Raw genomic sequence first — 12,080 nt, 5'->3', positions numbered from 1 at the left:
TAATACGTGAGTTTTGATTTTATGATTTGTTAATAAATGATAAACAATCCTTACATTTCATGCTTAAAGATAAATCATAACAGTAAATATACATTCAATAATGTCTACTACTAAAATTGGGTTTAAGAATTCTAAAGGTGAAAAAATAGCAGCCGTAATCGATTTTCCATTTGATCAAAAACCGGCAGCTTACGCAATATTAGCGCATTGTTTTACCTGTAGTAAGAATTTTAATGGAGTTAGAAATGTTAGTCATGGACTCACGCAAAATGGAATCGCAGTACTGAGGTTTGATTTTACAGGTCTTGGTGAAAGTACAGGAGAATTCAGCGATACTAACTTCACTACCAATATTGAAGACCTTAAAGCTGCATATCAATTCATGGAAGATGAATACGAAGCGCCTGAAATTCTATTGGGTCATTCACTTGGAGGAGCGGCAGTACTTTACGCAGCAGCAGAACTCGAAAAAGTAAAAGCAATAGTAACCATTGGAGCCCCTTCAACTCCAGATCATGTCACACACCTTATAAAGGATAAAATACCAGAGATAGAAGAAAAAGGATATGCTAAAGTAAATTTAGCAGGAAGAGAATTTGAAATAGAAAAACACTTCTTAGAATCGCTAAAACGTAAAACAATTGAAGAGGTGATGAAAGGGAATAGGGGGAAAGCTCTACTTGTGATGCACTCTCCCCAGGACAAAGTAGTTGAAATAGCTAATGCTAGAAGGATATACGAAAGTGCACATCACCCTAAATCATTTATAACACTGAATAAAGCTGATCACTTACTCACCAAAAAAAGCGATGCACAGTACGCTGGGAGAATTGTAGCCGAATGGGTTAAAAAATATGTTGAAGAGCAAGATAAAGTAGCGGTCAGATCCAAAAGTCATGTAGCAGCCGAACTCGATGTAGAAGATAATTTCACAACATACATCAAAGCTGGACGGCATGATCTCGTTGCTGATGAGCCAGAAAAAGTGGGAGGTGATGATTACGGACCTGACCCCTATGCATTAATAGCATCAGGGCTTGCTGCCTGCACTGCAATGACAGTAAAAATGTATGCTCAAAGAAAAGGTTGGGCTCTGACCGATGTTAAAGTACACATTGATCACTCAAAAGATCACGCTCACGATTGTAAAGAGGAACAAGATTCAAATTCAAAAATTGATGTATTTGACAGGAAAATAGAATTTATAGGAGATTTAAATGATGAACAAAAGCGTAAACTCTTGCAAATAGCCAATAAATGTCCTGTTCACAAAACACTTAATAATGCATCAACAATTGAAACAACTATGCAATAAGAAACCCGTCTTACTTTGAAATTGATAATTAAACTTTTAAATTGCAGCCTTATTAACTTAAAAACACAGTTATTATGAAAAAAATTTACTCAGTTTTAGCATCTGTAGCTATTTCAATTACAGCTTTTGCACAATCACATACTATTGATGTTTATCCTTTAAATGATGCATCAGTATATGCAGGTCAGCCTGATAATGCAAATGGGCAAGCAAACCTTGTTAGTGGTACAGATGATAATGGACAGGCAACATATTCTTTATTACATTTTGACCTTGTAGAAATACCTGCTAATGCTTCAATAACAAGTGCAGAGCTGGTAATTGAAGCTGATAATCCAGAAATAGCTTCAGTTACATATTTGTTACATGTAGTCGAGAATATATGGAGTGAGGGGAGTGCTAATCCAACTGATATAACTATAGGAGCTTCTGCTTCATCAGGAGATGTAACATATAATAACGCTGTTCATCCTAATGACTCATGGCCTAATGGAAGTAATATTGAAGCAGGATATAGTTTTTCTCCAATCGATAATCAGGGAGACAACCTTTCAGCAAGTAAAACAACCCTTTCATTTAATAGTTCTCAGTTTGTTACTCTTGTACAGAGTTGGGTAGATAGCCCTTCTACAAACTATGGTGTGCTTCTTAAAGAGGCTACTCCAGCTAATGGAAACCTGAGAGAGTTTTTTTCATACGAATCTTCGAACACACTTTTTAGGCCTACTTTAAGCATCACTTACACAGGTGATGAACCAATTGATACGACTACAACTTCAATTAGAGAAGACCTAGTAGAAAGTAAATTATCTGTTTATCCAAACCCAACAACTTCAAACATCAGAATAACTGATATTCCTGAAGATGTAAACCAACTTACAATCATGAACATCTCTGGACAGGTTGTGAAAGTTGTTAATTCAACAGAGCTCAATTCAAATGTTGTTATGCTAGATGTAAGTGATCTTACAAAAGGAACTTATTTCATAAAAGGAAGTGAAAACACAATTGCTCACAAATTTGTCGTGATGTAAGCGATTCACTTTTATCATTGTATCAAGCCGCAGTCAGTAGATTGCGGCTTTTTTTATTTGTATTCTTGAACAAAGTTTATAATGAGCTAATAAAAAATTAAGATACAAATGGTTATATGACCAATATCTTGTTCTACATTTGTCATGAAATTTGAAAGACGGTTGTTGTGACCGTAGTTATCTTCCTGTAAGTAATCTTCGATCTAGCTCTTCCTCTCTCTTATTTCAGTAGTATTAACTTTTTTATTTTTTATTATGAACATTTTTGTAGCAAACCTGAACTTCAAACTTCAGGAAGATGAATTACTTGATCTATTTGAAAACTTTGGCGAAGTAACTAGCGCTAAAATCATTATCGATCGCGAAACTGGTCGCTCTAAAGGCTTTGGATTCGTTGAAATGGATAACGATGACGAAGCAAATTCAGCAATCGCTGACCTTAACGGACAAGAAGTCCACGGTCGCGAAATGGTTGTAAAACAAGCTGAAGAAAGACCTCGCAGAGAAAGAAGATTCTAAACTTCTTGTAATATCAAGCTTTAAAAGCCGATCAAATTTGATCGGCTTTTTTTATTTTAAGCCCACAATACAATTCATCTGTGACAACTAAGTGTCAAAATAAGGTTTCCATTATCATGCCGGTGAAGAATGCCGCAGCCTGGCTCGGTGACTCTATCCGCAGTATTCAGAATCAATCCTATGAAAATTGGGAATTGATCGCTATTGATGATCATTCTTCAGATGACTCATTTTCAATTCTTCAGTCCTTTTCACAGTCAGTCCCAGCAATAACGTATTACCAAAACTCAGCTATGGGGATAATACCGGCTTTGCAACTGGCTCTGACCAAAACCGAAGGTGATTTTATTACCAGAATGGATGCAGATGATATTATGCCTGAAAACAAACTGGAATTGTTGGTTGAAAACGCAGTTAAAAATAAGGGAGCGCTGACAACCGGATTGGTAAAATATTTTAGCGATGATGGCAAAGTAAGTAGCGGTTATCTTGATTACGAGAGGTGGCTGAATGATACTGTAGCCAATGAAAAGTTTACAGAAAACATGTTTAGAGAGTGTGTTGTCGCTTCTCCAAACTGGTTGATTTCTAGAGAGCTTCTTGAGAAATTGGAAATTTTTGAGAGATTGGAGTATCCTGAGGATTATCACATGATGCTTTTACTTTGGAAGGCAGGAGTCGAGTTTCAATCTGTCAAAGAAGTGACGCACTTATGGCGCGAACATCCAGGAAGAACATCCAGAAACAGCTCACATTATCAGCAAAAAGCATTTGTTGATTTAAAGGTGGCGTTCTTTGTCGAAAATGTGCTTGATGATAATGACCAATTGGTGATTTTTGGATCGGGACGGAAAGCTAATCTGGCTAAAGAGGTTCTGAACAAAAAAGAGAGAAGTTATTCACAGCTCGATTTAAAAGAAACTGAAAACATTTATCATTATTCCACACTCCCTGAAATTAAAAACCCCAAAATCCTGATAGCTGTTTATCCTCCAAAAAAAGAGCGAGTACAGATTGAAGATTTTCTCCAAAAACATGATTTTGAGAAAGGGAAAGATTATTGGTTTTTATAGATCGAGCTCGATTGAAACCGGGCAATGGTCACTTCCCATCACATCATTCATGATTGATGAACTCTTAATTTTATCGGCAATCTTTTCACTTGCTATGAAATAATCAATCCGCCAGCCGATGTTCTTTTTGCGGGCTCCAAAACGGTAACTCCACCATGAATATTTGACTTCATCAGGATGTTGGCTGCGCCACACATCTATAAATCCTTCATCGAGCAAAGCTGATAAACCGTCAATTTCTTTTTGAGTAAAACCTGCTGATTTATTGTAGTTTGGTTTTGGTCTTGCGATATCGATATCCTGATGAGCAACATTGAGGTCGCCACACAAAATGACTGGTTTTTCTTTTTCCAGGTTCAAAATAAATTTTCGTAATCCTTTGTCCCAGTCTGTTCGGTAGTCGAGTCTTACCAGCTCATTTCCTGAATTTGGTACATAAGCAGTAACGAGATAAAAATCACCGTAATCGGCAGTGATGATTCGACCTTCTTTATCGTGTTCCTCAACACCAATATCATAGGTGACTTTCTGGGGCTCCTTTTTAGACAAAATAGCTGTTCCGGAGTATCCTTTACGCTCTGCAGAATTTGAATAAATATGATATCCGTTGATTTTTTCTAAAGTTTCTTCAACCTGATGATCTTGAGCTTTGGTTTCTTGCAAACACAAGATATCAGGATTTAAATCTTTCAATTGCTGCTCAAAGTCTTTGCGCATTACGGCTCTAATACCGTTTACATTCCAGGAAATGATATTCATAATTAGCTTTTTGTCGCGACCAATTTAAGCAATCACTTTATTTGATCGTTCCTTGAGTACCTTCATAATTTGCTCAGCGTGTACACGGGAGTTCTCAATGAACCACTTGTGGGTTTCCATACCGCCACAAATAACACCAGCGAGGAATATGTTATCAATATTCGTTTCCATCGTTTCAGTATTGTGAGTGGGGACGCGCTTACCATCCTTTGAAAAAGTAATTCCCATTTCTTCCAAAAATGAGTAATTAGGTTCGTAACCGGTCAGAGCCAGCACAAAGTCATTTTCAAACTCAATCTTTTCACCATTGTGGTCAACCTTGATCGAATCCTCTTTGATTTCTTCAATTTGTGAGTTGAAAAGAGCCTTGATGCTTCCTTCCGCTATTCTGTTCTCAATATCAGGCTTCACCCAGTATTTCACTCTTCTTCCAATTTCTTCACCTCTCACAATCATCGTGACCTTTGCACCTTTGCGATAGCACTCAAGTGCTGCATCCACAGCTGAGTTGCTGGCGCCCACTACCGCAAGGTTCTGACCGAAAAACGGATGAGGTTCTTTATAATAATGCATCACCTTGGACAACTCTTCACCCGGGACACCCATTTTATGAGGCAAATCGTAAAAGCCTGTAGCAATTACTACCGATTGAGCGGTGTAAGTTCCTTTTGCAGTTTTAACCCTAAAAAGATCGTTCTTCTTCTCAACAGATTCTACCTTATTATACAGTGTAATATTCAGATCCCACGACATAGCTACCCTGCGGTAATATTCCAAAGCCTCAGCTCTCGTTGGCTTGTGAGTGTGAGAAATGAATGGAACTCCGCCAATTTCCAGTTTTTCAGAGGACGAGAAAAAGCGCATTCCGTGCGGATAGTTGTATATAGAGTTGACCAGTTTTCCTTTATCAACAATTTGGTAACTGAGGCCGTTTTTTTCTGCTTCAATTCCGCAAGCCAAACCGATTGGGCCTGCTCCGATGATCAAAACATCGAGGATTTTATTTTCACACATACTACAAAATTAGCAACTGTAAACTTGTTTTGTTTGACGAATCAATGATTTTGTAAATTCGCTCAACATTTTATGAGCATGGAATTATCTGAAAAAGTACGCAAAGCCATAAGGAACGTTCCCAACTTTCCAAAGGAAGGAATTCAATTCAAAGACATAACACCAATTTTATCAGAGCCTAAACTGGTTTCTGAAATTCTTGATTATTGGGAAAACGTTTATCGGTCAGAACCAATTGACGCGATCATCGGGATCGAGAGTAGAGGGTTTATGTTGGGAGCAGCGTTAGCTGAGAGACTTCAAAAACCATTTATTCCAATTAGAAAAGTGGGGAAACTACCCTATGAAACAGTTACCTTTATATACGATTTGGAGTACGGCTCAAGTGAAGTAGAAATGCATAAGGATGCTCTTAAACCAAACTGGAATGTCCTAGTCCACGATGATCTACTGGCGACAGGAGGAACAGCCATGGCAGCTGCCGAGCTTACTAAAAAGATGAATGCTCAGGTTTACGGATATTGCTTTTTAGTTGAACTGGCGTTTTTAGAAGGTCGTGAGAGAATTGAGTCCTATTCTAAAAATGTAGACAGTTTGGCTATCTTCGAATAGACTAGGCTACATATTGTTTTCTCCATGTGTGAATTATTTTGCACGGCTGATTTTATTTGGTGTGTAAAAAGCTAAACAGCTACAATAAATCAATCGTGTAAATGCTTGTTTGTCAGGTTTTGTATCTTTGGAGATGTACTTGTAACTAACTAATTAAAATTAACACATTATGAAGACAAGAAGATTAATTCCAGTTTTAGCAATCGCTGCACTTTCTATTAGTTGTTCAGGAAATTCTCAAAACTCTGATAATGGAGGTGAGAAGTCTGAAGCTAAAAAAGAAATGAAAAAAGAAGCAAAAGATGCTAAAAAAGAGTTCAAAGAACAAAAACAAAAAGTAGTAGAAAAGTTAGAAGCATTAAAGTCTGACGCTAACAATCAATTGAGTAAAATTGATGAAAAAATGGCTGATGCTAGCGATGATGCGAAAGACAAGATGAAGATGCAAAAAACGAAAATCGAGAACGAAATTGAAGAACTCGATGCAAAGATTAAAGAAGTAAAAGCTTCTGGTGAAACAGAATTCACAGAAATGAAAAATGAAACGGAAGAGTTTCTAAAGAAAACGAAAATGGATTTGAAAGATGCCTGGAACGAAATGACAGAAGGTGAAGATAAATAAAATAGGCTCTGATTAATCGATATATTTAAAAGCTTCCTCAATCCTGAGGGAGCTTTTTTTGTTTTATATATTCACATTCACACATACATTTTTTGGTTCAGTAAAGAAACGCAAAGCTTCAAAACCGCCTTCACGTCCCAATCCTGAGTTTTTCATTCCACCAAAGGGAGTCCTTAAATCACGAATCAACCAACAGTTGATCCACACAACTCCCGATTCAATTTTTTGAGCTACACGGTGTGCTCTTGTCACATCTTGCGTCCAAATTGTTGTTGCAAGTCCGTATTCAACGCTATTAGCCATTTTGAGAACTTCTTCTTCAGTTTCAAAAGGAGTTATAGTAACAAGCGGTCCAAATATTTCTTCCTGATTTGTTCGGCATGTGTATGACAGGCCTTCAATTACAGTAGGCTCCAGGTAAAAACCATCTTTGTATTCGCCTTCCATCTCATATTTTTTGCCACCGGTTAAAATTGTTCCGCCTTCTTCTTTTGCGAGTTCAACATAAGACAGAACCTTATCCATATGTTCTTTTGAAACAATTGCACCCAGTTGTGCATCAGGATCTGACGGATAACTTATTTTTAATTGATTTACCTTTTCAATAAAGGCTTTTTTGAATTTCTCGTAAATCGGCTTTTGAACAAAAATGCGTGAACCACAAAGGCAAATTTGTCCCTGGTTGGCAAAACTGCTAAGCATTGATGTGCTCAATGCCTTGTCAAAATCACAATCTTCAAAAATGATGTTGGGGTTTTTACCACCTAACTCGAGTGATAATTTTTTGAATTTAGTAGCAGCTTTTGATGCGATAATCTGACCGGTTTTCGTGCCTCCTGTAAAGCTGATTGCTTTTATGTCATCATTTTCAGTGATGGCATTACCAACCTTGTGGCCATAGCCGTGAACAATATTCAATACACCCTTTGGCAATCCGGCTTCAATGCAAATTTTACTCAGCAAATAAGCCGTCATTGGCGTAACCTCACTAGGTTTTGCTATTACGCAGTTACCGGCTGCAATGGCCGGAGTTATTTTCCATGTAAAGAGGTATAACGGTAAATTCCAGGGAGAAATACAGCCAACAACTCCCAGCGGTTCGCGCAACGTGTAATTGATAGCTGTGTCTTCCATCTGATGCGACTCGCTGGCAAAATGTAAAATTCCTGATGCAAAGAATTCGAAGTTTTCGCGTGCTCTGGGAATATCAACAGTTTCGGCAAGTTTCAAAGATTTACCGTTGTCTTTAGATTCAGCTGCTGCTAATTCATCGCGCTTTTCAAAAATTAGTTGCGCGATGCGTACCATAATCCTGGAACGCTCCTGCTTTGTCGTGTTCTTCCAAAGCGGAAAAGCTTCTTTAGCAGCTCTTACTGCATTTTCTACATCTGACTCGTCAGAATCCGGGATCTGACTGTAAACCTTACCTGTAGCAGGATTAATGTTGTCAAAGTAACATTTTGACAATGGCTCAACTAGTTCGCCATTGATGTAGTTTTGAAGCTTTTCCATGCTGTAAATTTACGCTGAAATCTGTTTTAGTGCATTTTTTAAGCTCGTTTTTTGGATGAGTATTTGTTCTATATTTTCAATTGAAACGCGATCTTGTTTCATAGTGTCGCGCTCGCGAATCGTTACCGAATTATCTTCAAGTGTTTGGTGATCAACAGTAACGCAGTAAGGCGTTCCCACTGCATCTTGTCTTCTGTATCGCTTACCAATGGAGTCTTTTTCATCGTACTCACAGTTGAAATCAAATTTGAGTTGATTGATTATTTCGCGTGCTTTTTCAGGTAAACCATCTTTCTTGGTGAGCGGCATAACGGCAGCTTTCACCGGAGCGAGGAAAGAAGGAATACGCATCACAGTTCGCTCACTACCATCTTCGAGTTTTTCTTCTTCATAAGCTTCGGTCAGAACCGCAAGAAACATCCTATCCAACCCGATTGAAGTTTCAATCACGTAAGGGATATAGCTCTTGTTTTCTTCAGGATCAAAGAATTGCAGTTTCTTGCCTGAGTGTTCTTCATGAGCCTTGAGGTCAAAATCGGTACGAGAGTGAATTCCTTCTAGTTCTTTGAAGCCCATCGGGTAATCGTATTCGATATCTGCGGCAGCATTTGCGTAGTGAGCTAACTTAATGTGATCGTGAAAACGATAATGATCTTCGTTGAACCCGAGTGCTTTGTGCCAGTTGATTCGCAAGTTTTTCCAGTAATCGTACCATTCGAGTTCTGACCCTGGTTTTACAAAAAACTGCATCTCCATTTGCTCAAACTCCCGCATTCTAAAAATAAACTGGCGTGCAATGATTTCATTTCTAAAAGCCTTACCTATTTGCGCAATTCCAAAAGGCAATTTCTTGCGACCAGTCTTTTGCACGTTTAGGAAGTTGACAAAAATACCCTGAGCTGTCTCGGGGCGTAGGTAAACCTTATTAGCTCCGTCAGCTAAAGAACCCAGTTCAGTAGCAAACATGAGGTTGAACTGGCGAACATCAGTCCAGTTTTTAGAACCTGAAACCGGATCAGCGATACCCAATTCTTCAATCAACTGCTTAACACCTTTGAGGTCTTCTTCAGTCAATAGTTTTTTGAGTCGTTCTTCAATCGATTTTATTTGATCCTGGTATTTTAATACACGTGGATTCGTTTTGATGAACATCGCTTCTTCGAAAGATCCACCAAATTTCTTGGCTGCCTTTTTTACCTCTTTTTGAATTTTACCGCGAATTTTTTCAATGTGCTCTTCTACGAGAACATCAGCCCTGTAGCGCTTTTTAGAGTCCTTGTTATCGATCATTGGGTCGTTGAAAGCATCAACGTGACCGCTGGCTTTCCAGGTAGTTGGATGCATGAAAATTGCCGAGTCGAGGCCAACAATATTCTCGTGCATTTGAACCATTGCCTTCCACCAGTATTCCTTGATGTTGTTTTTGAGTTCAACACCATTTTGACCGTAATCGTAAGTTGCACTAAGGCCATCATAGATTTCGCTTGATGGAAAAATGAAACCGTATTCTTTAGAGTGGGAAATAATCTTTTTTAAAGTATCGTCTTTTTGAGCCATGAAAATGCGCGTTTGATTCAATAAAATTTAGATCACAAAGATAAAATGAAGAAGGAATGAATAACGGTCAGATCCAGGAAACATTCCGTCAAAACCAAAACCTTGTTACATTTGCCAACATGATTCAGATAGATGATGTTATTCTTTCCAGCGAGTTGTTTGAAAAGAAGTTTGTTTGCGATTTATCAGCATGTAAAGGAGCTTGCTGTGTAGAAGGCGATGTGGGAGCACCGGTTGAGGAGTCTGAGCTAGAAGTGATGGATAAAATCTATGAGTTAGTGAAGCCCTACATGCGTAAAGAAGGTATAGAGGCAGTGGAGGAACAGGGTAAATACATCCGTGATTCATGGGATAACGAGTGGGTAACACCATTGGTAAAAGGAAAAGAATGCGCTTATGTCAATTTCGATCCTGATGGTACAGCCAAATGTTCAATAGAACAGGCTTACCGCGATAAAAAAATCGACTTTCCCAAACCCGTTTCCTGTCATCTCTACCCCATCAGAGTCAAGAAATACAGAGACTTTGAGGCTGTGAATTACGATAGATGGGATATTTGTTCAGATGCCTGTAAACTGGGCGATAAACTAGGGGTTAAAGTGTTTGAATTCACCAAAGAACCACTCATAAGGAAGTATGGAGAGAACTTCTATAAAGAATTAGAGCAAATCGATAAATCGCTTTAGAAGGTAACTCAAATTATTAGGTTTTCAAAACCAATTTTCTATTCAGGTAGTCTATCAACAAGGTTGATTTGTATGAAAGTCCCATTCATGCTAAATCGGTTCTGACCGATAAAAATTTTTAACAGCACTATTTTAAATCGCTTTGTTCAAAACTCTAGTTTTTTGTGAATTAAAACGGAGTAATTAGCACCTCTTTTTGGAAGCTTTTTGTCAAAATTTGTAGGAGTTCAAAGAAATAAACGCAAGCCCTGATTATCAGGATTGTTAACGGAAACTTATTGGTTTTCAATTTCTTATTGATTTTTTGCAAATTTTTAAACTTCTAAACTATGAGTGATCAACAAGATATAGCAGCTACATCAGAGAAGCAGAAGGAACTTGAGAAAAATGAACCCATTCTTCAGGAGAACAAGGACAGATTCGTGCTATTTCCAATTCAACACGATGACATTTGGCAGTTTTATAAAAAAGCTGAAGCCAGTTTTTGGACTGCTGAGGAAATTGACCTTCATCCAGATTTAAAAGATTGGGATGAAAAGCTTAATGATGACGAGCGTCACTTCATCAAACATGTATTGGCATTCTTTGCTGCAAGTGATGGAATCGTGAATGAAAACCTGGCGGAAAACTTCTTGCATGAAGTTCAGTATACTGAAGCAAAGTTTTTCTATGGATTCCAAATTGCAATCGAAAACATTCACAGCGAAACTTACTCTTTATTAATCGATACTTATATAAAAGACACGAAAGAGAAAGATTATCTCTTCAATGCAATTGAAACGATGGATTGCGTGAAGAAAAAAGCCGACTGGGCTCTTCGCTGGATTGACAACGGGTCTTTTGCTGAAAGACTTATTGCGTTTGCAGCTGTTGAAGGTATTTTCTTCTCAGGATCATTCTGCTCAATCTTCTGGTTGAAGAAACGAGGCTTGATGCCTGGACTTAGTTTCTCAAATGAACTCATATCTCGAGATGAAGGAATGCACTGTGACTTTGCTTGTTTACTCTACACAAATCACCTCAAACATCAACTGTCAAAAGAACGAGTAAAAGAGATTATACTGGATGCTGTTGAGATTGAAAAAGAGTTTGTTACTGATGCATTACCAGTTAAACTTATCGGTATGAATGCAGATTTGATGTCTCAGTATATCGAGTTTGTTGCAGACAGGCTTTTACTCGAACTAGATTGTGATAAGGTGTTCAACTCCAAAAACCCATTTGATTTTATGGAGATGATTTCACTCCAGGGTAAAACAAATTTCTTTGAGAAACGCGTAGCAGAGTATCAAAAAGCAGGAGTGAATACAGGAGGTGGAAATTCTGATAGCTCCAAGTTTAGTTTAGACGAAGATTTTTAAAATTATTAACCGCGAT

Annotated in this window: 12 protein-coding genes; 8 read left to right on the top strand and 4 right to left on the bottom strand. The window is 38.0% G+C overall.

The window, feature by feature from the left end; genetic code table 11:
- The first annotated feature begins 100 nt into the window (after positions 1-100).
- From F3059_RS01140 to F3059_RS01125, 4 genes are all read left to right on the top strand, one after another.
- Positions 101-1,315, top strand: coding sequence for a bifunctional alpha/beta hydrolase/OsmC family protein (locus tag F3059_RS01140; RefSeq protein ID WP_151166092.1), 1,215 nt, complete (start codon positions 101-103; stop codon positions 1,313-1,315).
- Between the two features lie 74 nt (positions 1,316-1,389).
- Positions 1,390-2,349, top strand: a complete 960-nt coding sequence (locus F3059_RS01135) for a T9SS type A sorting domain-containing protein (protein WP_151166091.1) — start codon at positions 1,390-1,392, stop codon at positions 2,347-2,349.
- Positions 2,350-2,604: 255 nt separating this feature from the next.
- Positions 2,605-2,868, top strand: a complete 264-nt coding sequence (locus F3059_RS01130) for an RNA recognition motif domain-containing protein (RefSeq protein WP_151166090.1) — start codon at positions 2,605-2,607, stop codon at positions 2,866-2,868.
- An 80-nt stretch (positions 2,869-2,948) separates the two neighbouring features.
- Positions 2,949-3,941, top strand: coding sequence for a glycosyltransferase family 2 protein (locus F3059_RS01125; RefSeq protein WP_151166089.1), 993 nt, complete (start codon positions 2,949-2,951; stop codon positions 3,939-3,941).
- Here the strand turns inward: F3059_RS01125 and F3059_RS01120 are convergent.
- Positions 3,936-4,700 carry an exodeoxyribonuclease III gene (locus F3059_RS01120; RefSeq protein ID WP_151166088.1) on the bottom strand — a complete coding sequence of 255 codons (765 nt, stop codon included), beginning with the start codon at positions 4,698-4,700 and terminating at the stop codon, positions 3,936-3,938. The two genes, F3059_RS01125 and F3059_RS01120, sit on opposite strands and share 6 nt — an antisense overlap.
- Before the next feature lie 24 nt (positions 4,701-4,724).
- Entirely contained in the window at positions 4,725-5,714 is a 990-nt protein-coding gene (locus F3059_RS01115) for a YpdA family putative bacillithiol disulfide reductase (RefSeq protein WP_151166087.1), read from the bottom strand.
- A gap of 78 nt (positions 5,715-5,792) precedes the next feature.
- Here F3059_RS01115 and F3059_RS01110 point away from each other — a divergent pair, with 78 nt between their 5' ends.
- Both F3059_RS01110 and F3059_RS13640 read left to right on the top strand, forming a co-directional pair.
- Positions 5,793-6,326, top strand: coding sequence for an adenine phosphoribosyltransferase (locus F3059_RS01110; protein ID WP_151166086.1), 534 nt, complete (start codon positions 5,793-5,795; stop codon positions 6,324-6,326).
- A 169-nt stretch (positions 6,327-6,495) separates the two neighbouring features.
- Entirely contained in the window at positions 6,496-6,948 is a 453-nt protein-coding gene (locus F3059_RS13640; RefSeq protein WP_170264969.1) for a hypothetical protein, read from the top strand.
- 63 nt (positions 6,949-7,011) lie between these two features.
- On the opposite strand, the gene F3059_RS01100 is transcribed toward F3059_RS13640, so the two are convergent.
- Both F3059_RS01100 and F3059_RS01095 read right to left on the bottom strand, forming a co-directional pair.
- A complete protein-coding gene (locus F3059_RS01100; RefSeq protein ID WP_151166084.1) occupies positions 7,012-8,460 on the bottom strand; it encodes an aldehyde dehydrogenase in 1,449 nt (482 codons plus the stop codon).
- Between the two features lie 9 nt (positions 8,461-8,469).
- Positions 8,470-10,017 carry a glycine--tRNA ligase gene (locus F3059_RS01095; RefSeq protein WP_151166083.1) on the bottom strand — a complete coding sequence of 516 codons (1,548 nt, stop codon included), beginning with the start codon at positions 10,015-10,017 and terminating at the stop codon, positions 8,470-8,472.
- 119 nt (positions 10,018-10,136) lie between these two features.
- Here F3059_RS01095 and F3059_RS01090 point away from each other — a divergent pair, with 119 nt between their 5' ends.
- Positions 10,137-10,703, top strand: a complete 567-nt coding sequence (locus F3059_RS01090) for a DUF3109 family protein (RefSeq protein WP_151166302.1) — start codon at positions 10,137-10,139, stop codon at positions 10,701-10,703.
- A 329-nt stretch (positions 10,704-11,032) separates the two neighbouring features.
- Positions 11,033-12,064: a ribonucleoside-diphosphate reductase small subunit gene (locus F3059_RS01085; protein WP_151166082.1), complete on the top strand. Its 1,032-nt coding sequence runs from the start codon at positions 11,033-11,035 to the stop codon at positions 12,062-12,064.
- Positions 12,065-12,080: the final 16 nt, after the last annotated feature.

The sequence above is a fragment of the Salibacter halophilus genome (genome assembly GCF_008806325.1).
In the GTDB taxonomy this organism is placed as follows: Bacteria; Bacteroidota; Bacteroidia; order Flavobacteriales_G; family Salibacteraceae; genus Salibacter; species Salibacter halophilus.
The sequence above is the reverse complement of the archived record's forward strand: the minus strand, read 5'-3'. Positions and strand labels throughout refer to the sequence as shown.